Origin of the sequence: Sphingomonas pruni NBRC 15498 (genome assembly GCF_001598455.1) — a bacterium.
Classification (GTDB): domain Bacteria; phylum Pseudomonadota; class Alphaproteobacteria; order Sphingomonadales; family Sphingomonadaceae; genus Sphingomonas; species Sphingomonas pruni.
Window position 1 is genome coordinate 106,390 of the sequence record NZ_BCYZ01000004.1, and the last position, 22,765, is coordinate 129,154.

At 63.9% G+C, this 22,765-nt stretch carries 35 protein-coding genes; 2 read left to right on the forward strand and 33 right to left on the reverse strand.

Translation table 11 applies throughout. From position 1 onward, the window contains the following. Window positions 1–27: 27 nt before the first annotated feature. The 32 genes from SPR01S_RS01595 to rpsL form a co-directional block, all read right to left on the reverse strand. On the reverse strand, window positions 28–1,089 hold the full coding sequence (locus tag SPR01S_RS01595) for a DNA-directed RNA polymerase subunit alpha (protein WP_066583937.1): 1,062 nt from the start codon (window positions 1,087–1,089) through the stop codon (window positions 28–30). A 98-nt stretch (window positions 1,090–1,187) separates the two neighbouring features. Next, on the reverse strand, window positions 1,188–1,577 hold the full coding sequence (rpsK, locus tag SPR01S_RS01600) for a 30S ribosomal protein S11 (protein ID WP_066583941.1): 390 nt from the start codon (window positions 1,575–1,577) through the stop codon (window positions 1,188–1,190). Between the two features lie 56 nt (window positions 1,578–1,633). Next, the gene (gene rpsM, locus SPR01S_RS01605; protein WP_066583942.1) at window positions 1,634–2,002 is read right to left on the reverse strand and encodes a 30S ribosomal protein S13; all 369 of its coding nucleotides are present in this window, start codon (window positions 2,000–2,002) and stop codon (window positions 1,634–1,636) included. A 190-nt stretch (window positions 2,003–2,192) separates the two neighbouring features. Then, window positions 2,193–2,468 (reverse strand): hypothetical protein, encoded by a 276-nt coding sequence (locus SPR01S_RS01610; RefSeq protein WP_066583944.1) that lies wholly within the window; start codon window positions 2,466–2,468, stop codon window positions 2,193–2,195. Between the two features lie 193 nt (window positions 2,469–2,661). Then, complete coding sequence (locus SPR01S_RS01615; RefSeq protein WP_066583954.1) at window positions 2,662–3,105, reverse strand: SRPBCC family protein; 444 nt, start codon at window positions 3,103–3,105, stop codon at window positions 2,662–2,664. A 215-nt stretch (window positions 3,106–3,320) separates the two neighbouring features. After that, entirely contained in the window at window positions 3,321–3,971 is a 651-nt protein-coding gene (locus SPR01S_RS01620) for an adenylate kinase (protein ID WP_066583957.1), read from the reverse strand. Window positions 3,972–4,270: 299 nt separating this feature from the next. Continuing rightward, the gene (gene secY / locus SPR01S_RS01625) at window positions 4,271–5,635 is read right to left on the reverse strand and encodes a preprotein translocase subunit SecY (RefSeq protein ID WP_066583958.1); all 1,365 of its coding nucleotides are present in this window, start codon (window positions 5,633–5,635) and stop codon (window positions 4,271–4,273) included. Between the two features lie 122 nt (window positions 5,636–5,757). Continuing rightward, window positions 5,758–6,312 carry a 50S ribosomal protein L15 gene (rplO, locus tag SPR01S_RS01630; protein ID WP_066583960.1) on the reverse strand — a complete coding sequence of 185 codons (555 nt, stop codon included), beginning with the start codon at window positions 6,310–6,312 and terminating at the stop codon, window positions 5,758–5,760. Window positions 6,313–6,489: 177 nt separating this feature from the next. Further along, on the reverse strand, window positions 6,490–6,690 hold the full coding sequence (gene rpmD / locus SPR01S_RS01635) for a 50S ribosomal protein L30 (protein ID WP_066583962.1): 201 nt from the start codon (window positions 6,688–6,690) through the stop codon (window positions 6,490–6,492). A gap of 5 nt (window positions 6,691–6,695) precedes the next feature. Next, the gene (rpsE, locus tag SPR01S_RS01640; RefSeq protein WP_066583965.1) at window positions 6,696–7,445 is read right to left on the reverse strand and encodes a 30S ribosomal protein S5; all 750 of its coding nucleotides are present in this window, start codon (window positions 7,443–7,445) and stop codon (window positions 6,696–6,698) included. A gap of 2 nt (window positions 7,446–7,447) precedes the next feature. After that, the gene (rplR, locus tag SPR01S_RS01645; RefSeq protein WP_066583967.1) at window positions 7,448–7,804 is read right to left on the reverse strand and encodes a 50S ribosomal protein L18; all 357 of its coding nucleotides are present in this window, start codon (window positions 7,802–7,804) and stop codon (window positions 7,448–7,450) included. Beyond that, complete coding sequence (gene rplF / locus SPR01S_RS01650) at window positions 7,804–8,337, reverse strand: 50S ribosomal protein L6 (protein ID WP_066583969.1); 534 nt, start codon at window positions 8,335–8,337, stop codon at window positions 7,804–7,806. Before rplF ends, rplR begins: the two co-directional genes overlap by 1 nt. Then, complete coding sequence (gene rpsH / locus SPR01S_RS01655) at window positions 8,337–8,732, reverse strand: 30S ribosomal protein S8 (RefSeq protein WP_066583973.1); 396 nt, start codon at window positions 8,730–8,732, stop codon at window positions 8,337–8,339. The genes rplF and rpsH overlap by 1 nt, the downstream gene beginning before the upstream one ends. Window positions 8,733–8,742: 10 nt before the next feature. Next, window positions 8,743–9,048: a 30S ribosomal protein S14 gene (gene rpsN, locus SPR01S_RS01660; RefSeq protein ID WP_066583975.1), complete on the reverse strand. Its 306-nt coding sequence runs from the start codon at window positions 9,046–9,048 to the stop codon at window positions 8,743–8,745. 19 nt (window positions 9,049–9,067) lie between these two features. Next, window positions 9,068–9,652, reverse strand: a complete 585-nt coding sequence (rplE, locus tag SPR01S_RS01665) for a 50S ribosomal protein L5 (RefSeq protein WP_066583976.1) — start codon at window positions 9,650–9,652, stop codon at window positions 9,068–9,070. Beyond that, the gene (rplX, locus tag SPR01S_RS01670) at window positions 9,645–9,962 is read right to left on the reverse strand and encodes a 50S ribosomal protein L24 (protein WP_066583978.1); all 318 of its coding nucleotides are present in this window, start codon (window positions 9,960–9,962) and stop codon (window positions 9,645–9,647) included. Before rplX ends, rplE begins: the two co-directional genes overlap by 8 nt. Next, complete coding sequence (rplN, locus tag SPR01S_RS01675) at window positions 9,962–10,330, reverse strand: 50S ribosomal protein L14 (protein WP_066583980.1); 369 nt, start codon at window positions 10,328–10,330, stop codon at window positions 9,962–9,964. Before rplN ends, rplX begins: the two co-directional genes overlap by 1 nt. Before the next feature lie 67 nt (window positions 10,331–10,397). After that, window positions 10,398–10,670, reverse strand: a complete 273-nt coding sequence (rpsQ, locus tag SPR01S_RS01680; RefSeq protein WP_066583982.1) for a 30S ribosomal protein S17 — start codon at window positions 10,668–10,670, stop codon at window positions 10,398–10,400. A 10-nt stretch (window positions 10,671–10,680) separates the two neighbouring features. Next, entirely contained in the window at window positions 10,681–10,884 is a 204-nt protein-coding gene (gene rpmC, locus SPR01S_RS01685; RefSeq protein WP_066583985.1) for a 50S ribosomal protein L29, read from the reverse strand. Between the two features lies 1 nt (window position 10,885). Beyond that, window positions 10,886–11,320 carry a 50S ribosomal protein L16 gene (rplP, locus tag SPR01S_RS01690; protein WP_066583987.1) on the reverse strand — a complete coding sequence of 145 codons (435 nt, stop codon included), beginning with the start codon at window positions 11,318–11,320 and terminating at the stop codon, window positions 10,886–10,888. A 12-nt stretch (window positions 11,321–11,332) separates the two neighbouring features. Continuing rightward, complete coding sequence (gene rpsC, locus SPR01S_RS01695) at window positions 11,333–12,040, reverse strand: 30S ribosomal protein S3 (RefSeq protein WP_066583990.1); 708 nt, start codon at window positions 12,038–12,040, stop codon at window positions 11,333–11,335. Further along, window positions 12,040–12,417: a 50S ribosomal protein L22 gene (gene rplV, locus SPR01S_RS01700; protein ID WP_066583992.1), complete on the reverse strand. Its 378-nt coding sequence runs from the start codon at window positions 12,415–12,417 to the stop codon at window positions 12,040–12,042. Before rplV ends, rpsC begins: the two co-directional genes overlap by 1 nt. A 1-nt stretch (window position 12,418) precedes the next feature. After that, window positions 12,419–12,697 (reverse strand): 30S ribosomal protein S19, encoded by a 279-nt coding sequence (gene rpsS, locus SPR01S_RS01705; protein WP_066583994.1) that lies wholly within the window; start codon window positions 12,695–12,697, stop codon window positions 12,419–12,421. Window positions 12,698–12,703: 6 nt separating this feature from the next. Continuing rightward, entirely contained in the window at window positions 12,704–13,555 is an 852-nt protein-coding gene (gene rplB / locus SPR01S_RS01710) for a 50S ribosomal protein L2 (protein WP_066583996.1), read from the reverse strand. Further along, the gene (locus SPR01S_RS01715; RefSeq protein WP_066584004.1) at window positions 13,555–13,878 is read right to left on the reverse strand and encodes a 50S ribosomal protein L23; all 324 of its coding nucleotides are present in this window, start codon (window positions 13,876–13,878) and stop codon (window positions 13,555–13,557) included. Before SPR01S_RS01715 ends, rplB begins: the two co-directional genes overlap by 1 nt. After that, window positions 13,871–14,500, reverse strand: coding sequence for a 50S ribosomal protein L4 (gene rplD, locus SPR01S_RS01720; RefSeq protein WP_066584006.1), 630 nt, complete (start codon window positions 14,498–14,500; stop codon window positions 13,871–13,873). Before rplD ends, SPR01S_RS01715 begins: the two co-directional genes overlap by 8 nt. Window positions 14,501–14,502: 2 nt before the next feature. After that, window positions 14,503–15,258, reverse strand: a complete 756-nt coding sequence (gene rplC, locus SPR01S_RS01725; RefSeq protein WP_066584007.1) for a 50S ribosomal protein L3 — start codon at window positions 15,256–15,258, stop codon at window positions 14,503–14,505. Between the two features lie 308 nt (window positions 15,259–15,566). Then, on the reverse strand, window positions 15,567–15,875 hold the full coding sequence (gene rpsJ, locus SPR01S_RS01730; protein ID WP_007406109.1) for a 30S ribosomal protein S10: 309 nt from the start codon (window positions 15,873–15,875) through the stop codon (window positions 15,567–15,569). Window positions 15,876–16,036: 161 nt separating this feature from the next. Next, the gene (gene tuf / locus SPR01S_RS01735; protein WP_066584009.1) at window positions 16,037–17,233 is read right to left on the reverse strand and encodes an elongation factor Tu; all 1,197 of its coding nucleotides are present in this window, start codon (window positions 17,231–17,233) and stop codon (window positions 16,037–16,039) included. A gap of 84 nt (window positions 17,234–17,317) precedes the next feature. Continuing rightward, on the reverse strand, window positions 17,318–19,411 hold the full coding sequence (gene fusA / locus SPR01S_RS01740; protein WP_066584019.1) for an elongation factor G: 2,094 nt from the start codon (window positions 19,409–19,411) through the stop codon (window positions 17,318–17,320). Window positions 19,412–19,531: 120 nt separating this feature from the next. After that, complete coding sequence (gene rpsG, locus SPR01S_RS01745) at window positions 19,532–20,002, reverse strand: 30S ribosomal protein S7 (RefSeq protein ID WP_066584022.1); 471 nt, start codon at window positions 20,000–20,002, stop codon at window positions 19,532–19,534. Window positions 20,003–20,067: 65 nt separating this feature from the next. Further along, a complete protein-coding gene (gene rpsL, locus SPR01S_RS01750) occupies window positions 20,068–20,439 on the reverse strand; it encodes a 30S ribosomal protein S12 (RefSeq protein ID WP_022691828.1) in 372 nt (123 codons plus the stop codon). 352 nt (window positions 20,440–20,791) lie between these two features. On the opposite strand from rpsL, the gene SPR01S_RS01755 reads away from it, so the two are divergent. Further along, window positions 20,792–21,556 (forward strand): hypothetical protein, encoded by a 765-nt coding sequence (locus SPR01S_RS01755; protein WP_157081847.1) that lies wholly within the window; start codon window positions 20,792–20,794, stop codon window positions 21,554–21,556. A 53-nt stretch (window positions 21,557–21,609) separates the two neighbouring features. Further along, entirely contained in the window at window positions 21,610–22,098 is a 489-nt protein-coding gene (locus SPR01S_RS21085) for a bactofilin family protein (protein WP_084250852.1), read from the forward strand. Window positions 22,099–22,275: 177 nt separating this feature from the next. On the opposite strand, the gene SPR01S_RS01765 is transcribed toward SPR01S_RS21085, so the two are convergent. Further along, window positions 22,276–22,740 carry an MAPEG family protein gene (locus SPR01S_RS01765; RefSeq protein WP_066584025.1) on the reverse strand — a complete coding sequence of 155 codons (465 nt, stop codon included), beginning with the start codon at window positions 22,738–22,740 and terminating at the stop codon, window positions 22,276–22,278. Window positions 22,741–22,765: the final 25 nt, after the last annotated feature.

Here is a 22,765-nt window from a genome sequence, read left to right on the forward strand (position 1 = left end):
CGCAGCTGTCGCTGTGCCGGTGGAAAATCAGCCCATAATCTCCTGCTCGAGCTTCTTGGCCATCTCTTCGATGTTCTCGGGCGGCCAGCCGGGGATTTCCATCCCGAGACGGAGACCCATGCTCGACAGCACTTCCTTGATCTCGTTGAGCGACTTGCGGCCGAAATTCGGGGTGCGCAGCATCTCGGCTTCGGTCTTGCCGACCAGATCGCCGATATAGATGATGTTGTCGTTCTTGAGACAGTTGGCCGAACGCACCGACAGTTCGAGCTCGTCGACCTTCTTGAGCAGGTAACGGTTGATCTGCTGGGTGTCGCCCGAAACGCCGGTGTCCGACGGCGCCGCGGCAACGCCGATCGGCGCCGAGCGGGTGATCGCCGAATCGTCGAAGTGAACGAACAGCGCCAGCTGGTCCTGCAGGATGCGCGCGGCGTAAGCGAGCGCGTCCTCCGGGGTCACCGTGCCGTCGGTCTCGACCGTCAGCGTCAGCTTGTCGTAATCGAGTTCCTGCCCGACGCGGGTGTTCTCGACCTTGTACGACACCTGGCGCACCGGCGAGTAGAGCGCGTCGACCGGGATCAGGCCGATCGGCGCATCGGCCGGACGGTTGGCGACAGCGGCGACATAACCCTTACCGACATCGGCGGTCAGCTCCATGTTGAGCGTCGCGCCCTCGTCGAGGTGACAGATCACCAAGTCGGGGTTCATCACTTCGATGTCACCCGACACGGCGATATCGCCGGCCTTGACCTCGGCCGGGCCGGTGGCCGCGAGCTGGAGGCGACGCGGGCCTTCGCCCTGCATCTTCAGCGCGATCTGCTTCACGTTGAGCACGATGTCGGTCACGTCCTCACGGACCCCCGCCAGCGAGCTGAACTCGTGCAGCACGTTCTCGATCTTGATCGAGGTGACCGCCGCACCCTGAAGGCTCGACAGCAACACGCGACGCAGCGCGTTGCCAAGGGTGAGACCAAAGCCGCGCTCGAGCGGCTCGGCAACGAAGGTCGCCTTGCTCTTCCCATCGCCGCCCTTCTTCTCGAGCGCGTTGGGCTTCTTCAATTCCTGCCAGTTCTTTGCATTGACAGACACGGGGGCTTCCCTCTGTTGGGCCGGGGGCTTGGGCTAAACCCTGCGGCCGTGGGCGAATGCCGGCGCAGCGCGATCAACCGCGCGCCGGCCAGACGAATTCAGACGCGGCGACGCTTCGACGGACGCACGCCGTTGTGCGGGATCGATGTCACATCGCGGATCGAAGTGATCTGGAAGCCGACCGCCTGCAGCGCACGAAGCGCCGACTCACGACCCGAACCCGGACCCTTGACCTCTACTTCGAGCGTGCGGACGCCGTGCTCGGCGGCCTTGCGGCCCGCATCCTCGGCGGCAACCTGCGCCGCGTACGGGGTCGACTTGCGCGATCCCTTGAACCCCATCATCCCGGCGGACGACCAGCTGATCGCATTGCCCTGGGCATCGGTGATGGTGATCATGGTATTGTTGAAGCTGGCGTTCACATGGGCGACGCCGGCGGTGATGTTCTTGCGTTCGCGCCGACGAAGGCGCTGCGGTTCACGTGCCATTTTTCTATCCTAACCTTCGAAGCTGGGAAGCAGCGGTGCGCAACAAGCGCGCCTGCTTACTTCTTCTTGCCGGCGATCGGCTTGGCCTTGCCCTTGCGAGTGCGCGCATTGGTATGCGTGCGCTGGCCGCGGACCGGCAGACCCTTGCGATGGCGCAGGCCGCGATAGCAGGCCAGATCCATCAGGCGCTTGATGTTCATCGCGGTCTCGCGACGAAGATCGCCTTCGACCGTGTAGCCGGCGTCGATCGCTTCGCGGATCTGCAGCACTTCCTGGTCGGTCAGGTCCTGAACGCGGCGCTCAGGCGCGATGTTCAGCTTCGTGGTGATTTCCTTGGCTTTGGCAGGGCCGATGCCGTGGATATACTGGAGCGCGATCACTACGCGCTTGTTGGTCGGGATGTTGACACCCGCAATACGTGCCATGAAATTTATTCTCCTAGCTCCACGGAGTGCGGCATGGCTGCCACGCACCCCATCTCATCGCGATGCCCGAAACGCACGACAGCGGCGGACGCAGGCAAGCGCCGCCGGTCAGCCGGTGTATCGGAAGGGCGCTCACTTAGGGTTGAGTCGTCGCAGTGTCAAGCGCAGCCCGCGCATCGAGCCAGGCGGTTCAGCGGGAATCGACGGCGGCGTATTGCATATCGTCGGGCTGGCCGCGTCCATAGCTGAGATCGCCGGTATCGGGTAGTGCGTCGTTCGGCTGTACGAAGGACGTATCGACAATCTCCGCGTCGCGACCCGATCGATCAAACGCAATGGATTGGTTGGTATAGAACGGGTTCATCGCGGCGACGGTGTCATTGGCCGCGACCATGCCGCCGGCGATTGCCGCCAAGACACCAAGACCAAGGCCTAGTGCCCAACGGTTGCCGCCATCGATGCGCATCGGCTATCCTCCTTCAACGCCCGCCACACCGAACGCCGGACCCGCAATTGGCGTTCCCGCCCCGCGCCGTTCATTTGTCGGAAGGAGGAGTGACCGGCGCGGGCGGTGGGCCTTCGGCGGCCGCCTTCAATCCGTCGAGTTGCGCGCTCAAAACGCTATCGACTGCCGGGGCCAGCTTGTCGAAGCCGGTCGGCTAGTAGCCGCCGGCAACATAGGTCATCTTGACCTTGGTCGCCTTGTCGCCCTCCGGCGACAGCTCGAAGGTCAGTGTCGCGACGATCGCCTCGCCCTGGAGCGGGCCGAAGGCGCCTTCCATCCGTAGTAGCTTGCCCTTGTCGACGAAGATCAAGCGAGCATGCTGGACGCTGCCCCTGCCAGGCAGTTTCTCGCAGAAACAGCCCGTCGCCTGACTGTCGATATAGAGATTGGCGGAATCGCCCGACCAGGTGTGCTCTTTCGACCACCAGCGTTGGGGCGCGCGTAGTGTCTCCCATACCGTGTCAGGCGAAGCGTCGATCGTGACGGTCTTTTCGACGACGAAGCCTGCGGCTTCGGCCTTCACGACGTCGGCGATGGCGGGTGGCGCTGTACCGGCCAGCAGGACGGCGGTGGTAGCGGCGATGAAGATGCGGAGCATGTCGGATCCCCCTCAGGATTTAGGGAGACTATCGTGCCATACGCTATCCGTCACTCCGGCCACTCCGGTCATCCCAGCGCAAGCTGGGATCTCAAGCGGCGGCGCGATCGCTTAGTAACCACGAGACCCCAGCTTTCGCTGGGTGACGGGAGGGTGTTTCGCTGGGATGGCGACTATTTGCCAGAAGAAGAAGGTCGAGCTCAGGCTCTATCGCCTTAGTTGCCGTCGAGAGCTGCTGCCACCGCTGCGCTGACCTGGTCGATATCCGCCATGCCGTCGACCCGCGTCAGGATGCCGCGCGCTTCGTAGATCGGGATGATCGGCGCCGTCTTGCCGCGATATTCGGCCATCCGGGTGCGGACGGTTTCCTCGTTATCGTCGGGGCGGCGCTTGAATTCGGTCGATCCGCAGACGTCGCAGACACCGGCAACCTTGGGCTGCTTGAATTTGTCGTGATAGCCCTCGCCGCATTTGGCGCAGGTGTAGCGGCCGGTGATGCGCTCGACGAGCGCATCCTCATCGACCGTCAGTTCGATCACACGGTCGAGCTTGCGGCCGCGATCGGCGAGCAACTGGTCGAGGGCTTCGGCCTGCGCGGCAGTGCGCGGATAGCCGTCGAAAATCGCGCCCTCGCCTGCCGTCATCTGGTCGAGCCGCTCGCCGATGATTCCCGACACCACGTCATCGGGAACCAATTCGCCGGCTTCCATGATCGCCTTGGCCTTGAGTCCAGTCGGCGTCCCCGCCTTCACCGCGGCGCGCAGCATGTCGCCGGTCGACAGCTGGGCCATGCCGCGATCAGCGACAAGCTTCGCCGCCTGGGTGCCCTTGCCGGCGCCCGGTGGGCCGAGGAGGATGATGTTCACGTGTGGGTGCGTCCTTCTATGCCGGAGTGACCTGGACGGAGCGGATTTTGACGCTCAGCTAGAAGCAAGGAGAGAGCGATGCCAGGGCATCGTGATCGACGCGCGACGCCGCTGTGCGCCAAAAGCCGCCCGCCCCGAAGCGGTCGCTCGCAGAGAGCCGCTGGTCTGCGTCGCTTGCTTGCGCGTAGCGCAGCTACGCGCCTGCGCTGCGCTCCTTGCCAGCGGTTCTCTGCGAGCGATCCAGGCCGCTCCGGCATAGAAGGACGCACCCTTTTGTCTCCCTGTTGACGTGCGCCTCTCTAGCGGAGACGGCCGCCCTTCAACTTCGCCTTCTTGATGAGGTCACCATATTGGTGCGCCAGCAAATGCGACTGGATCTGGGTCACCGTGTCCATCGTCACGTTGACGACGATCAGCAGGCTGGTGCCGCCGAGGTAGAACGGGATCTTGAGCGCGGAGACGAGATATTCCGGCACCAGACAGATCACCGCCAGATAGGCCGCGCCGATCACGGTGATGCGGGTCAGCACATAATCGAAATAGGCTTCGGTGTTCTTGCCCGGACGGATGCCGGGGATGAACCCGCCATAGCGCTTGAGATTGTCCGCGGTCTCTTCGGGATTGAACACCACGGCGGTGTAGAAGAACGAGAAGAAGATGATCCCCAGGCCGTACAGCGTCATGTACAGGACCGAACCGTGCTGGAGATACTGGTTGAGGCCGATAACGACATCGCCCCACCAGGTATCGCCTTTGACCTTGTTGCCCGCGAGCTGGGTGATGGTCAGCGGCATCAGCAGCAGCGACGAGGCGAAGATCGGAGGGATCACGCCAGCGGTGTTGAGCTTCAGCGGCAAGTGGCTGCGGTCCGACTGGACGCCGCGCTGGGTTTGTCGCTTTGGATATTGGATCAGGATACGCCGCTGCGCGCGCTCCATGAAGCAGATGAACAGGATGATCGCGACCACCGCGACGATGATCCCGATCACCTGAAAACTGTCCATGCTGCCGGTGCGGCTGCCATTGACCAGGTTGTAGATGTTCGTCGGCATGTTGGCGACGATGCCGGCCATGATGATCAGCGAGACGCCGTTGCCGATACCGCGGCTGGTGATCTGCTCGCCCAGCCACATCAGGAACATCGTGCCGCCGACCAGGCTGATCACCGCGCCGACGCGGAACAGCATGCCGGGTTCGACCACCGCCTGGACGCCGGCATTGGCGCCATAGGCCTCAAGCCCGACCGCTATGAACCAGCCCTGCACCGCAGTCAGCGCGACGGTGCCGTAGCGGGTATATTGGTTGAGCCGCTTGCGCCCGCTCTCCCCCTCCTTCTTGATCGCCGCCAGCGTCGGCGACAGCGAGGTCGCGAGCTGCACCACGATCGAGGCGGTGATATAGGGCATGACGCCGAGCGCGGTCAGCGACATGCGCTTGAGCGACCCGCCCGAGAAATTGTTGAAGAAGTCGAGCACGCCGCCATTGGTCTGGTTCGACAGCACGCCGAGCGCGGTCGGATCGACGCCGGGCAGCGGGACGTAGCTGAGCAGGCGGAAAACGATCAGCGCGCCGATCGTAAACCACAGCCGCTTCTTGAGGTCGGTCGCCTGGGCGAACTTGGAAAGGTTGAGCCCTGAGGCCAGACTGTCGGCTGCGGATGCCATTTATTTGATCGTCCCGAAATAAAAACGGCGGAGATGCGTGTCCCGCGCCCCCGCCGCTCATATAGGCGCCCATTCGGCCTTGTCACCTGTCGCCCGTCGCACAAGCGACGGACCGGTGTGGATTACTTCTTCGCGGCGGCCTGCTTGGCTTCCTTGTCGGCCTTGCGCTCGCGATACTTGACGCCCTTCTTGGCGGCAGCCTTGTCGGCGGCGGAGACGATTTCGATCACCTCGACCTTGCCACCCGCCTTCTCGACCGCCTCGATCGCGCCCTTCGACGCGCCGGCGACCAGGAAGCTGAGCTTGGCGGTCAGTTCACCCTTGCCGAGCAGACGGACGCCGTCCTTGCCACCACGCGCCAGGCCAGCAGCCTGCAGCGCGGTGTGATCGATCGTGCCCTTGCCGTCGAGCTTGCCGGCATCGACCGCCTTCTGGATCGCGCCGAGATTCACCTCGGCGTGGTCCTTGGCGAAGATGTTGTTGAAGCCGCGCTTCGGCAGACGCATGTGGAGCGGCATCTGGCCGCCCTCGAAGCCCGCGATCGAGACGCCTTCACGGCTCTTCTGGCCCTTCTGGCCACGACCGGCGGTCTTGCCCTTGCCCGAGCCGATGCCACGGCCGACGCGGATCTTGCGATGGCGCGCGCCCTGGTTGTCGCGCAGTTCGTTCAGTTTCATATCGTGCACTCGCTTTCGCTTTTGCCTGCCCCCGCGAAAGCGGGGGTCGTGCAACTGGGGGACGCGGTTCCCCAACTTCGTCACCCCCACAAATGCAGGGGCCCAATTCACTGCCGTCGAACCCAGATCCTCGGTGAGGAGATGGGTCCCCGCTTTCGCGGGGATGACGGCAGTATTTTATTCGGCCACGCTCACCATGTGAGCGACCTTCTTGATCATGCCGCGAACCTCGGGCGTGTCCTTGAGCTCGACGGTCCGGTGCATCTTGTTGAGGCCCAGGCCGATCAGCGTGGAACGCTGGTCCTTGGTGCGGCGGATCGGCGAACCGGTCTGGGTGATCTTCACCGTGCCAGTCGCGGCTTCCTTCTTGGCTGCCATGTCGATTACTCCGCGATCGCCAGGGCTTCAGCCTCGGCAACGCCCTTGTCGGCGCCGCCACGGCCGAGCAGGTCGGCGATCTTCTTGCCGCGCCGCTGCGCAACCGACTTCGGCGAAGTCTGGTCGCCCAACGCCTCGAAGGTGGCGCGGATCATGTTGTAGGGGTTCGACGTGCCGACCGACTTGGTCACCACGTCGGCGACGCCGAGCGATTCGAACACGGCGCGCATCGGACCACCGGCGATGATGCCGGTACCCTGCGGCGCCGAGCGCAGCGTGACCTTGCCCGCACCGAAATGGCCATTGCCATCATGGTGCAGCGTGCGGCCTTCGCGCAGCGGAACGCGGATCATGTGCTTCTTGGCAGCGGCGGTCGCCTTGGAGATCGCCTCCGGCACTTCGCGCGCCTTGCCATGACCGAAGCCGACCCGACCCTTGCCGTCGCCCACGACGACCAGCGCCGCGAAGCCGAAGCGCTTGCCGCCCTTCACCGTCTTCGAGACGCGGTTGATGTGGACGAGCTTTTCGATCAGCTCTTCGCCGCCATCGTCATTGCCCTGGCCACGACGATCGTCGCGACGTCCGCCGCGGCCGCCATCACGGCCGCCACGATTGCCGCCACCGCCGCCCGGGCCGCCACGGCCACGGCCGCCACGACCGCCACCACGGCCACCCTGCGGCGCCTCATGGGTCGTCGCTTCGGCCGCAGGAGCATCGACGGGAGCGTCGACCGTCGGGTTGGTTTCGTCAGCCATTCTCAGAACTCCAGTCCGGCTTCACGAGCCGCATCGGCCAGCGCCTTGACGCGGCCATGAAACAGGAAGCCGCCACGATCGAACACGACCTGCTTGACCCCGGCCTTCACCGCGGCTTCCGCCACGCGCTTGCCGACTGCGGTCGCAGCGTCGATGTTCGCGCCCGACTTGTCGCGCACGTCCTTTTCCAGGCTCGACGCGGCGGCAACGGTCTTGCCGTTCTCGTCGTCGATAACCTGGGCATAGATGTGCTTGCCCGAACGATGCACCGAGAGGCGCGGACGACCGCCGCCACGCGCACGGAGCGCGGTACGATTGCGCCGGCGGCGCTTCTCGAAAAGCGAAAGACCCTTGGTCATTACTTCTTCTTCCCTTCCTTACGGAAGATGTACTCGCCGTCGTACTTGATGCCCTTGCCCTTGTACGGCTCGGGCTTACGCCAGCGGCGGATCTCGGCGGCCAGCTGGCCGACCTTCTGCTTGTCGGCGCCCGAAATCTCGACCGTCGTATTGTCCGGGGTAGCGACCGTCAGGCCCTCCGGCACGTCGATATCGACATCGTGGCTGTAGCCGAGCTGCAGCTTCAGCTTCCTGCCCTGCGCGTTGGCGCGGTAGCCGACGCCGGTGATCAGCAGCTTCTTGGTGAAGCCGTCGGTCACGCCGGTCACCAGGTTCTGAACCAGCGTACGCTGCATGCCCCAGAACGCGCGAGCGCGCTTGGTCTCGTTGGCCGGCTTGACGCCGATCGAGTCGGCCTGGACGTCATAGACGACCTCGTCGGCCATCGGCATGGTAAGGGTGCCCTTCGGGCCCTTCATGCTGAGCGTGCCGTCGGCGACCGTTGCGGTGACACCGCTCGGAATCGCGACCGCTTTTTTGCCAATGCGGCTCATCAGAACACCTCCGCCAGCACTTCGCCGCCGACATTCTGCTCGCGTGCTTCGGCATCCGAGAGCACGCCGCGCGGCGTCGAGACGATGGTGATGCCCAGGCCGTTCATCACACGCGGCAGTTCCTGCGAACCGCTGTACACGCGGCGGCCCGGCTTCGAGACGCGCGCGACATGCTTGATGGCCGGCTGGCCCTCGAAATATTTGAGCTCGATACGGATGCCCTTGGCGGGCCCCATCTCTTCCTCGGAATAACCGCGGATATAGCCCTCACGCTGGAGAACATCGAGCACGCGGACGCGCAACTTCGACGCCGGCGAAAGGACCGAGTCCTTGCGCGCGCGCTGGCCGTTGCGGATGCGGGTGAGCATATCACCCAGGGGATCGGTCACTGCCATCTTCGTGTCCTTACCAGCTCGACTTCGTGACGCCGGGGATCAGGCCCTTATTGGCCAGCTCGCGCAGCTGCACACGGCAGAGTCGGAATTTGCGGTAATAAGCGCGGGGACGGCCCGTCACTTCGCAACGGTTGCGGATGCGGGTCGGATTCCCGTTGCGGGGAATCTCGGCCATCTTCAGCCGCGCGATCAGACGCTCGGTCTCGTCGGCCGACTTGTCGTTGGCCTGCGCCTTCAGCTTCGCATAGCGGTTGGCATATTTCGCCACCAGCTTCTTGCGACGCTCATTCTTGTTCACGGAACTCAGTTTCGCCATGACTTAAGTTCTCTTTCCCTTATGCCGCCTGCTTCGCTTCGCCGTCCGCCTCGATGGGGAACGGGAAGCCGAAGAGGCGAAGAAGCTCGCGAGCCTCGTCGTCGGTCTTCGCGGTGGTGGTGACGATGACGTCCATGCCGCGCACCTTGTCGATGCGGTCATAGTTGATCTCCGGGAACACGAGCTGTTCCTTGAGACCCATCGCGTAATTGCCGCGACCGTCGAACGACTTCGGATTGAGGCCGCGGAAGTCGCGAACGCGCGGAAGCGCGATCGTGATGAAGCGGTCGAGGAATTCGTACATGCGCTCACGGCGAAGGGTGACCTTCACGCCGATCGGCATGCCTTCACGCAGCTTGAACTGCGCGATCGACTTCTTCGCCTTGGTGATCACCGGCTTCTGGCCCGCGATCAGCTCCATCTCGGAAGCGGCCTGCTCGACCTTCTTCTTGTCCTGGGTCGCCTCGCCGACGCCCATGTTGAGCACGATCTTCTCGAGCCGCGGCACTTCAAGGGCGTTCTTGTAACCGAACTTATCGGTCATCGCCTTGATGATGCGGTCCTCGTAGATGCCCTGCATGCGGGGCTTGTACTTGTCAGCCATCGATCTTCTTCCCGGTCTTGACCGCGACGCGGACCTTCTTGCCGTCCTTGCCCGTTTCGAAACGGACGCGGGTCGGCTTGCCGTCCACAACATGGGCAACCTTCGACACGTGCATCGGCGCTTCCGAGCGATCGAGACCACCCTGGGGGTTGGTCTGGCTCGGCTTCACGTGACGGACGTGCACATTGACACCCGACACGACGACCTTGCCGTCCTTCGGCATCGCCTTGATGACCTCACCGGTGCGCCCCTTGTCCTTACCGGACAGGACGATCACCTGGTCACCCTTCTTGATCTTCGCAGCAGCCATTACAGCACCTCCGGAGCCAGGCTGATCACCTTCATGTGACCGCGGGCACGCAGTTCGCGCACGACCGGGCCGAAGATGCGGGTGCCGATCGGCTCCTCGTTCTTGTTGACCAGGACGGCCGCGTTCGAATCGAAGCGGATCACCGAACCGTCGGGACGGCGGATGTCCTTGGCGGTACGCACGATCACTGCGCGGTGAACGTCGCCCTTCTTCACTCGGCCGCGAGGCTGCGCTTCCTTGACGCTGACGACGATGATGTCGCCAACGCCGGCCGTGCGACGCTTCGAGCCGCCCAGCACCTTGATGCACTGCACCCGCTTCGCGCCGCTGTTGTCAGCGACGTCGAGATTGGATTGCATCTGGATCATCGATCCGGTTCCTTCTCGTTTGGCCTACCGGGACTGGCCCGGCGGTTCCGATGAAAACTGCTGACGCTTACGCGTCGACGTCGACCCGCTCCGGCGTCGCATGGGTGTCAACCCGCTCGATCACCTTCCAGGTCTTCAGCTTGGAGATCGGCGCGGTCTCTTCGATCCGCACGGTTTCACCCTGCTTGTATTCGTTGCCCTCGTCATGGGCGTGATACTTCTTCGAGCGGCGGATGATCTTGCCGTAGAGCGCATGCTTGACCTTGCGCTCCACGTTCACGACCACCGTCTTGTCGCCCTTGTCCGAGACGATCTGCCCGGTCAGCACGCGCTTCGGCATGTCCGTTTCCTTACTTTGCCGCAGCGCGCGAACGCGCGGTCTGCAGGGTCTTGATGCGAGCGATGTCGCGGCGAACTTCGCGCACGCGGCTCGGCTTCTCGAGCTGGCTGGTCGCCGCCTGGAAGCGAAGGTTGAACGCCTCGCGCTTCAGATTGCCCAGTTCCTGGTCGAGCGTCTGCTCGTCCATGCCGCTATAGTCGATCTTGTTCGCCATCTTACTCGCCTCCGAGGTGCGAGGTGTCGCCGAGGCGCGCCACGACCTTCGTCTTGATCGGCAGCTTCATCGCTGCGCGCTCGAACGCTTCGGCGGCCAGCGGGCCGGGAACGCCGTCGAGCTCGAACAGGATGCGGCCGGGCTTGACCCGGGCCGCCCAGAATTCCGGCGAGCCCTTGCCCGAGCCCATGCGGACTTCGGCCGGCTTCGACGAGACCGGCACGTCCGGGAAGACGCGGATCCACAAGCGTCCCTGACGCTTGATGTGACGCGTGATCGCGCGGCGAGCCGCCTCGATCTGGCGCGCGGTGATCCGCTCCGGCTCCATCGCCTTCAGCCCATAGGAGCCGAAGTTGAGCGTCGCGCCGCCCTTGGCGTCACCGTGGATACGGCCCTTGAACGCCTTGCGGAACTTGGTGCGTTTTGGTTGCAGCATGTCCTGTTGTCCTTAGCGGCGGTCTTCGCGCGCCGGGCGCACGCCGGAGGTCTGAGCCTCCATCATCAACCGCTCCTGCGCCATCGGGTCATGGCCGAGAATCTCGCCCTTGAAGACCCACACCTTCACGCCGCAGACACCGTAAGCGGTGTGCGCCTGCGCTTCGGCATAATCGAGGTGGGCGCGCAGCGTGTGCAGCGGCACCCGGCCCTCACGATAGCTCTCGGTGCGCGCGATCTCGGCGCCGCCGAGACGGCCGCCGCACTGCACGCGGATGCCGTCGGCACCCAGGCGCATCGCCGACTGCACCGCGCGCTTCATGGCGCGACGGAACGCGATACGGCGCTCGAGCTGGTCGGCAATGCCCTGCGCGACGAGCTTGGCATCGATCTCGGGCTTGCGGATCTCGACGATGTTCAGCGACACGTCCGAGCCCGTCATCGAGCCGAGCTTGCGCCGCAGCTTTTCGATGTCGGTACCCTTCTTGCCGATGATCACGCCGGGGCGCGCGGCATAGATCGACACGCGGCACAGCTTGGCCGGGCGCTCGATCACGACCTTCGAGATCGCGGCCTGGGGCAGCGTGTCGAGGATGTACTTGCGGATCTTCAGGTCCTCGAGGAGGAGCTTGCCGTAATCCTGACCTTCCGCGAACCAGCGGCTGTCCCAGGTACGGTTGATCTGCAGGCGCAGGCCGATCGGATTGCTCTTGTGACCCATTATGCTTCTTCCTGCTCGCGGACGACGATGCGAAGGCGCGAAAACGGCTTCAGGATGCGGGTGGACTTGCCACGGCCGCGGGTCGCGAAGCGCTTCATGGTGATCGACTTGCCGACCGACGCCTCAGCGACGACGAGAGCGTCGACATCGAGGTTGTGGTTGTTTTCCGCGTTGGCGATCGCCGAGGCGAGCACCTTGCGCGCATCGACCGCCATCGCCTTCTTGGAGAAGGCGAGGATGTTGAGCGCGTCGCCGGCCTTACGACCGCGGATCAGGCCCGCGACCAGGTTCAGCTTCTGCGCCGAGCCACGGATCTGGGTAGCAACGGCCAGCGCTTCCTTGTCGCCGACCTTGCGGGGAGACTGAGGCTTCGACATCTTAACGCTTGCCCTTCTTGTCGGCCGCGTGACCCGGGAAATACCGGGTCGGCGCGAACTCGCCGAGCTTCATGCCGACCATGTCCTCATTCACCGACACCGGCACGAACTTGCGGCCGTTGTAGACGTTGAAGGTCAGGCCGACGAACTGCGGCAGGATGGTCGAGCGACGCGACCAGGTCTTGATCGGGCCGGAGCGACCAGTCGATTCCTGAGCGACTTCCGCCTTCTTCAGGAGGCTGAGGTCGACGAACGGACCTTTCCAAACGGAACGAGCCATGAGCGGTTAGCCCTTCTTCTTCGCGTGACGCGACCGGATGATGAACTTGTCGGTCTGCTTGTTGTGACGGGTGCGGGCACCCTTGGTCGGCTTGCCCCACGGGGTGACCGGATGACGGCCGCCCGAGGTCCGGCCTTCACCACCGCCATGCGGGTGGTCGACCGGGTTCTTGGCGACGCCGCGGGTCAGCGGGCGGATGCCCTTCCAGCGATTGCGGCCAGCCTTGCCGAGGTTGGTGTTCTGATTGTCCGGGTTGGACACCGCACCGACCGTCGCCATGCAGTCCGCCGGGATGTAGCGCTGCTCGCCCGAGTTGAGGCGAACGATCACCATGCCGCGGTCGCGACCGACGACCTGGACATAGGTCCCTGCCGACCGCGCGATCTGGCCACCCTTGCCTGGCTTCATCTCCACGTTGTGGACGATGGTGCCGACCGGCATCTGGCCCAGCTCCATGGCATTGCCCGGCTTCACGTCGGTCTTCTTGCCGGCGACGACCTTGTCGCCCACGGCCAGACGCTGCGGCGCGATGATATAGGCAACGCGATCCTTGCCGTCCTCACCCGCACCATAGTTCACCAGAGCGATGAAGGCGGTACGGTTGGGATCGTATTCGATCCGCTCGACGGTGCCGTCGACGTCCCACAGGCGGCGCTTGAAATCGATGATACGATAACGCTGCTTATGACCGCCGGCGATGCCGCGCGATGTGACATGGCCCTTGTTGTTGCGACCGCCGGTCTTGCGCTTGCCTTCGGTCAGCGCCTTGACGGGCTTGCCCTTGTACAGCGCCGAACGGTCGACGAGGATCAAGCCACGGCGGGCCGGGCTCGTCGGGTTGTAATGCTTGAGTGCCATTACGCCTTGACCCCTTCGGTCACGTCGATCGACTGACCTTCCTTGAGGGTGACAATCGCCTTCTTCATGTCAGAGCGCGTATAGGGAGCGCCCTTCCACTTCTTGGTCTTGCCCTTCTGGACGATCGTGTTGACGTTCGACACGCTGACATTGAACAGCGCCTCGACGGCAGCCTTGATCTCCGGCTTGGTCGCGTCGCGCGCAACCTTGAACACCACCGCGTTCTGCTCGCTGACGAGCGTCGACTTCTCGGTGATGTGCGGGGCGACGATCACGTCATAGTGACGGATGTCGACCGCGCTTTTGGTCGGCTTCTTAGCCATTGAAACGCGCCTCCAGCTTCTCGACCGCAGCGCGCGTCAGCACCAGCGTGTCATGCTTCAGGATGTCGTAGACGTTCGCGCCGGCAGCCGGGAGAACGTTGATCTCGCGAAGATTGCCGGCGGCGAGCGCGAAGGTGTTCTCGACGGCGTCGCCATCGATCACCAGAGCGGTCTTGCCGAAGCCGAGCTTGGCGATGTCGCCCTTCAGCGTCTTCGTCTTGCCGCCATCCACCGCGATCGAGTCCATGACGATCAGCGACCCGGCCTTGGCGTGGGTCGACAGGGCCATCTTGAGACCGAGCGCACGGATCTTCTTGTTCAGCGACGGATTGAAGTCGCGAACGCGGGCGCCGTGAGCCTTACCACCGCCGATGAAGACGGGAGCGCGGCGATCGCCGTGACGAGCGGTACCGCCGCCCTTCTGCCGACCGTACTTCTTGCCGGTGCGGGCGACGTCGGCGCGCTCACGCGTGCCGCGCGCCGTCGGACGACGCTTTTCGAGCTGCCAGGTAACGACGCGGTGCAGGATGTCGGCGCGCGGATCGAGGCCGAAGACCTCGTCGTTGAGCTCGATGTCCGCGGCCTTCGCCTTGGCGTCGAAGGATTGAACCTTGACCTTCACGTTCAGCCCTCCTGGCCGTCGGTCGCCTCAGGGGCGTCCACCGTCTCGGCGGGCGTCTCTGCGGGAGCGTTGTTGCTGTTGGCAGCCTGCTTCAGCCCGGCCGGATACGGCGCGTCGGCGTGGCGGGCGACCTTGACGGCATCCTTGACGAACAGCCAGCCGCCCTTCGAGCCGGGCACGGAGCCCTTCACGAAGATCAGACCGCGCTCGACGTCGGTGCCGACGATTTCGAGATTCTGCTGGGTGCGATACTTGTCACCCATGTGGCCGGCCATCTTCTTGTTCTTGAAGACCTTGCCCGGATCCTGACGCTGGCCGGTCGAACCGAGCGAGCGGTGCGAGACCGAGACGCCGTGCGTCGCGCGCAGACCACCGAAGCCCCAGCGCTTCATACCGCCCTGGAAACCCTTACCCTGGGTCTTGCCCTGGATGTCGACGATCTGACCGGCGACGAAATGGTCGGCCGAGATTTCGGCGCCAACGTCGAGCAGGCCATCTTCGTCGACACGGAATTCCGCGACGATCGCCTTGGGCTCGACTTCCGCCTTGCCGAAGTGACCGCGTTGCGGCTTGGCGACGTTCTTCGCCTTGGCCGTACCGGCCCCGAGCTGAACGGCGGTGTAGCCGTCCTTATCCATTTCGCGACGGGAGATAACCTGCAGCCCTTCGAGCGACAGGACAGTGACCGGCACGTGGCGGCCATCGTCCTGGAACAGGCGGGTCATCCCCAACTTCTTCGCGATCACGCCAGTGCGCATGATCCGTTCACTCCATAACAGAGGCACCCAAGGGACCATCCCAAGGGTGCTTGTGGAAACCATCCATGCCTGAGCATCGATGACCTCCTCGGCCCGGAAATGCGAAGCGTGCCCCCGTCCCGGGCCGGTTGCCTTCTAGCAGAAGGCGTGACGGGAGACGCTGTCCCAGCTGCCGAAGCGGCTGGCGGTATCTCATATCTCTCAGATTTTCCCTCGCTGAGCGGGGGTCCGTCTGGGCTTCCAGCCGAAGCGGAAGCACAAGTTATTGTCGCGGGACGATTCGTCAGACCGCGACGGGATGCGGGCCCTTAAGCCAGCTTGATCTCTACGTCAACGCCCGCGGCGAGATCGAGCTTCATCAAAGCATCGACGGTCTGCGGGGTCGGCTGAACGATGTCCAGCATGCGCTTGTAGGTGCGAACCTCGAACTGCTCGCGCGACTTCTTGTCGATGTGCGGGCCGCGGTTCACGGTGAACTTCTCGATGCGCGTCGGCAACGGGATCGGACCACGGATGAGGGCGCCAGTGCGGCGGGCGGTGTCGGCGATGTCGCCGGTCGCCTGATCGAGCACGCGATGATCGAACGCCTTGAGGCGAATACGGATATTGCTGTCCATGGTTCCTACCGATGCCAAAGAGCGGGGCAGCTCCCCAAAACGGGGGCAGCCTCTTGCTGTTCAAACTAAACTGGAGGCGCGCGGATACAGGCGCTTCCTACAAAAAGCAACCGCCCCGGCGCCCTTTTTTTGGGCGCCGGGGCGGTCGTTTGGGGATCAGCTTACTTGCTGATGCCCGAGACGATGCCCGAACCGACGGTGCGGCCACCCTCACGGATGGTGAAGCGCTGGCCGACGTCCATGGCGATCGGCGCGATCAGCTTCACGCCGAGAGCGACGTTGTCGCCCGGCATGACCATCTCGGTGCCGGCCGGCAGCTCGACGGTGCCGGTGACGTCCGTGGTGCGGAAGTAGAACTGCGGACGATAGTTCGCGAAGAACGGTGTGTGACGGCCGCCTTCGTCCTTCGACAGGACGTACACTTCCGACGCGAAGTCGGTGTGCGGCGTGATCGAGCCCGGCTTGGCCAGAACCTGGCCACGCTCGACCTCTTCACGGCCGACGCCGCGGATCAGCGCACCGATGTTGTCGCCGGCCTGGCCCTGGTCGAGCAGCTTGCGGAACATTTCGACGCCGGTGACGGTGGTCTTGCGGACTTCCGGGTGGATGCCGACGATCTCGACTTCCTCACCAACCTTGACCACGCCGGTCTCGACGCGGCCGGTCACGACGGTGCCGCGGCCCGAGATCGAGAACACGTCTTCGATCGGCATCATGAACGGCTTATCGAGCGGACGCTCCGGCTGCGGCAGGTACTCGTCGACCGCCTTCATCAGCTCGAGCACGGCTTCGGTGCCGAGCTTGGCGTCCGAACCGCTGAGCGCGGCGGTGGCCGAACCCTTGATGATCGGAATGTCGTCACCCGGGAAGTCGTAAGCCGACAGCAGCTCGCGAACCTCGAGCTCGACGAGCTCCAGGATCTCTTCGTCATCGACCAGGTCGACCTTGTTCATGAACACGACCATCGCCGGCACGCCGACCTGGCGCGCGAGCAGGATGTGCTCACGGGTCTGCGGCATCGGGCCGTCGGTCGCCGACACGACCAGGATCGCGCCGTCCATCTGGGCGGCGCCGGTGATCATGTTCTTCACATAGTCGGCGTGGCCCGGGCAATCGACGTGCGCATAGTGGCGGTTGGCGGTCTCATACTCGACGTGCGCGGTCGAGATGGTGATGCCGCGCTCGCGCTCTTCCGGAGCCTTGTCGATGTTGGCGAAGTCGACCGCAGCGTTGCCCGCGACGTTTTCTGCCAGCACCTTGGTGATCGCCGCGGTCAGCGACGTCTTGCCATGGTCGACGTGACCGATGGTGCCGATGTTCATGTGCGGCTTGTTCCGCTCAAACTTTGCCTTCGCCATTTTTCCCTACCTTCTGGAAAATCGTTTTCGTGAAATCCACCACGGGACTCGCGCGAAGGCGGCCCCATAGCGGGAGTTTTTAGGTTACGCCAGCTTCGCCTTCACTTCGTCGGCCACATTCTGCGGCACTTCGTCGTAGTGCGAGAACTGCATCGAGTAGCTCGCCCGGCCCTGGGTGAACGAGCGGAGCTGGTTCACGTAACCGAACATGTTGGCGAGCGGGACCATCGCCTCGACGGTCTGCGCGTTGCCGCGCGCGTCGGTGCCCTGGATCTGGCCACGACGGCTGTTCATGTCGCCGATGACGTCGCCCAGATAATCTTCCGGGGTGACGACCTCGACCTTCATGATCGGCTCGAGCAGCTTGATGCCGGCCTTTTGAGCCGCTTCGCGCATCGCGCCACGCGCGCAGATTTCGAACGCCAGCGCCGACGAGTCGACGTCGTGATAGGCGCCGTCGGTCAGGTGGACTTCGAAGTCGATGATCGGGAAGCCGATCAGCGAGCCCGTTTCCGCCGTCTCACGGAAGCCCTTTTCCACCGACGGGATATATTCGCGCGGGATGTTGCCGCCCTTGATCTCGTCGAAGAACTGGAAGCCCGAACCACGCTCGCCCGGGATCACCGTCACCTTCACGCGGCCGAACTGGCCCGAGCCGCCCGACTGCTTCTTGTGGGTGTAGTCGATATCGACCTTCTTCCCGAGATATTCGCGATACGCCACCTGCGGCGCGCCGACATTGGCCTCGACCTTGAACTCGCGCTTCATGCGGTCGACCAGGATCTCGAGATGGAGTTCGCCCATCCCCTTGATGATGGTCTGGCCCGATTCGTGATCGGTCGAAACGCGGAACGAAGGATCCTCGGCGGCCAGACGATTGAGCGCGATGCCCATCTTTTCCTGGTCGGCCTTGGTCTTCGGCTCAACCGACAGCTCGATGACGGGGTCCGGGAACTCCATGCGCTCGAGAATGATCGGATGCGCGGGATCGCACAGCGTATCGCCGGTCGTCGTTTCCTTGAGACCCGCGATGGCAACGATGTCGCCGGCGCGCGCTTCCTCGATGTCCTCACGCGAGTTCGCGTGCATGAGGAGCATACGGCCGATCTTTTCCTTCTTGTCCTTCACCGAATTCAGGTAACCGCCCTTGGCGAGGGTGCCCGAATAGATGCGCGCGAAGGTGAGCGAGCCGACGAACGGGTCGTTCATGATCTTGAACGCGAGCAGCGACAGCGGCGCATCATCGCTCGCCGGACGCGAATCCGGGGTCTCGCCGTCGAGCTTCACGCCCTGCACGTCCGGAATGTCCAGCGGGCTGGGAAGATAATCGACGACCGCGTCGAGCAACGGCTGCACGCCCTTGTTCTTGAACGCCGAGCCGCAGACGATCGGCACGAACGCCATGGCGAGCGTACCCTTGCGGATCAGCCGCTTCAGCGTCGCGACGTCGGGCTCATTGCCCTCGAGATACTGCTCCATGACGTCGTCGTCCTGCTCGACGACCATCTCGATCAGATCGTTGCGGTACTTGGCCGCCTTTTCGACCATGTCCTCGGGGATGTCCTGATATTCGAACTTCGCGCCCAGGCTCTCTTCGAGCCAGATTATCGCGCGATTGTTGACCAGGTCGACAAGGCCCTTGAAGCCGCCCTCGATGCCGATCGGCAGATACAACACGGCCGGACGCGCGCCCAGGCGCTCGATGATCGAGTCGACGCAATAATAGAAATCGGCACCGGTGCGATCGAGCTTGTTGACGAAGCACATCCGCGGAACGCCGTATTTGTCGGCCTGACGCCACACCGTCTCCGACTGCGGCTCGACACCGGCAACGCCGTCGAAGCACGCGACCGCACCGTCGAGCACGCGCAGCGAACGCTCGACTTCGATCGTGAAGTCGACGTGGCCGGGAGTGTCGATGATGTTGATCAGGTGCTCGGGGCCCTGGCCGTCCTCGGCCTTCCACTTGCATGTGGTGGCAGCCGACGTGATCGTGATCCCGCGCTCCTGCTCCTGCTCCATCCAGTCCATCGTCGCGGTGCCTTCGTGCACTTCGCCGATCTTGTAGGACTTGCCGGTGTAATAGAGGATGCGCTCGGTCGTCGTCGTCTTGCCGGCGTCGATGTGCGCCATGATGCCGATGTTGCGATAGCGGTCGAGCGGATGGCTGCGGGCCATGGTCGTAGCTTCCTTGGAATGTGGGGAGCCGGCCGATCCGGCTGCCCGCTATGTAGGTAATTAAATTACCAATACCAGACCGCCGGCTCCACCGCAGCGGAGCCGGCCGATCCGGTTTTATTACCAGCGATAATGGCTGAAAGCGCGGTTCGCTTCGGCCATACGATGGGTGTCTTCGCGCTTCTTGACCGCGTTGCCGCGGTTGTTCGACGCGTCGAGCAGCTCGCCGGACAGGCGAGCCGACATGGTGTTCTCCGACCGCGAACGCGCGGCCGAGATCAGCCAGCGGATCGCGAGCGCCTGAGCACGCTCGGGACGCACCTCGACGGGAACCTGATAGGTCGCACCGCCGACGCGGCGGCTGCGGACTTCGATGCCCGGCTTGATGTTGTTGAGCGCCTCGTGGAACACCGCGAGCGGGTCCTTCTTGGCGCGCGTTTCGACGGTGTCGAGCGCGGTATAGACGATGCCTTCGGCGACCGACTTCTTACCGTCCAGCATCACCGAATTCATGAACTTCGACAGCACCTCATCCCCAAACTTGGGATCAGGCAGGATTTCCCGCTTTTCGGGACGACGACGACGAGCCATCTTGAACTTCCTTTACAAACTTCAGCCGATCCGGAACCCGTCCGGGGCTTACTCTGGCTGTGTGATTACTTCGGACGCTTCGCGCCGTACTTCGAACGGCTCTGCTTGCGATCCTTGACGCCCTGCGTGTCGAGCACGCCGCGCAGCACGTGGTAGCGCACGCCGGGAAGGTCGCGCACACGGCCGCCACGAATCAGGACCACCGAGTGCTCCTGAAGGTTGTGGCCTTCACCGGGGATGTAGCTGATGACTTCGCGCTGGTTGGTCAGGCGAACCTTGGCCACCTTGCGCAGAGCCGAGTTCGGCTTCTTCGGAGTCGTCGTATAGACGCGGGTGCAGACGCCGCGCTTCTGCGGGTTCTGCTCCATCGCAGGGACCTTCGACTTGGCCTTCTGCGGATCACGGCCCTTGCGGACCAACTGGTTAATCGTCGGCATGAAGCCCTTCACCTTTATGTTACCAGAGACGTCTGGCGGTTACTTTGCCGGGAGCCATTGTTAGCGAATACGAAAAAGGACCGAGGGAGCGCCTTTCGGCTTCCCGGGTCCGTGTCTTCCGGCAACGTTCAGCTCTTACCCGCACGGCAAGAATGCCGAGTGAGCGGGCGCGCCTATAGACGGGGAGTCGGAAACGGTCAACGGGGCCTGGAGCGTAAACGGCCAATGGCGTTCCGGGATTCGCGATGTTCCCGTGAGCGATGCAAGCCGCGAGGGACGACCGCTCAATTACGGTCGATGCAGTCAACGGAATTTTACGCGGTGCTAACTCACCCCCCGCTAAGGCGCGGGCGTGCAACCTCCCGGCTATTCCCTTCCTGCCATCGTGGCGCCCAGCAAGCCACTGCCCCATGCGACGATGCTGGCGCTGGTGGGGCTGGCGATCGCGGGGAGTCCGATCAACGCCACATTGCTGCCGCTGGTCCTGGGGTTCCTGATTGGGAAGCGTGCCCCGCTTCGGCTGTGGCTGGTCGCTCCCCTCACCTGCCTGCTCGCGGTGACGGCTTTCCGACTAGCCGGCCTGCCGTGGATCGATTGGTCCCACCTCTATGTCGGTCAGGCCGAAGCTTCGCCGCGGCTGTCGAACGACGCCCCCTCGATCTGGGCGATTATCCAGGCACTGCCCTGGATCAATCTTTTGCCGTTCGGCGGACTGGCACTCGCGTCAGCGATCGGGGTTGCGGCATGGCTTGCGGCGCGGTTCGCCTGGCGTCGTCCGAGCGATCGCGATCTGATCGCGAGCGGGATGGCGACGAGCCTCCTGTTGGTCGGGCTCCTGCCCGGAATGCATTGGAACAGCTTCCTGCCGGTCACGGCTCTCACTGTGTTGGTGGCGCTGCTGATCGAGAACCGCAGGTCCTGGCGCATCGCGGCGCTGACCACGTCCGGAACCTCATTGGCTCTGGCAGGGCATCTGACCGGGATGCCGGCCTGGGCAATGCTGGGCGCTGTGCCGATGATTGCCGCGACCCTGCTTTCGCTGCGTCCTATGCTCGTCTCGCCTGCCAACGACAACGGCCTGCCGCTCAACCCGGTTCGGCCCTATCCCGCCGGATGAGGAGTTGGCTAGGCTGGCGCGCGGGACTCGGGACTCGCACAAAGGGGTATGGGATGTTCAACAAGCGTGACGCCGCGCCGGCGCCAACCTATCAGCCTGCGGCCACCACGGCGCGCCGGACCAACGGCAGCTCCGGCGCCGGCTTCTCGGTAATCGGCGCCGATGTCGTCGTGACGGGCAATGTCCGCGCCTCGGCCGACCTGCATATCGAGGGACGGATCGAGGGCGATCTCGACTGCGGCAGCCTTGTCGTCGGGGCGGAAGCACTGGTCCAGGGCCAGGTCCGCGCCGAGACCGCGCGCATCGCCGGCCGGATCGAGGGCGCGGTGTCGATCCGCCAGTTGACGGTGGAAGCGGGTGCCCGGATCACCGGCGATGTCGAATACGACACGATTTCGCTCGAAACCGGCGCGCATGTCGACGGCCGGCTCAAGCATTTCTCCGCGCAGGCCACCGCGGCAGAGGTGGCTGTCACGCCGGTGTTGGGCTCCCCGCGCGAATTCAAGATGATCGACGCGCCGAGCGAAGAGCAACTCGCCTGACACCTGAGAGTCTGTTTGAAAACGCGCTGAGGGCGCGTTTCGCGGCACCGGCCCGCTCCCCCCACCCGACCTCCCAATCAGGGTATTCTATGGGAGGTCGGGTAGGGGAGCGGGCCGGTGCGGTCTAAAAACTCGCTCTTTCGCGAGTTTTCAAACAGACTCTGAGCGCGCCCGCGGTCAGATCGTCATATTGTCCATCGCCGCGTCGTAAGCGGACTGGGCACTGGCGATATCGACCGCGAAGCCGATCCACATTGCCATCAGTATCAGCACCGACACCCAGAAAGCGGGCGCGCGGACGGATAATTTGCGCAGGACGACATGTCCGAGGCTGTGGATCACGCGCAGCGCGACATAGACCCAGGCGAGCGCAACCTGAACATGGCTGGCTTGATGCGTGATCAGCAGCAAGGGGATCAGCGCGAAGAACAGCACCGGCGCCTCGAACAGGTTGCGCAGATTGTTGGCCGGCATTTCGACCGGTTGGAAATAGCGCATCGCCGCCTCGCTCGTGGCGAGGTCGTCGGGGCGCGGCGGGTTGCTCTTCATGTACCCGGCCCGTGCGACCGCGACCCACACCATCACCACGAAACTGAGCGCTGCGAGCGCGATAGCAGGCCACAAGATCGCGAAAGTCTGCATCCTCTTTGCTCCCCGTTTTTGTTAG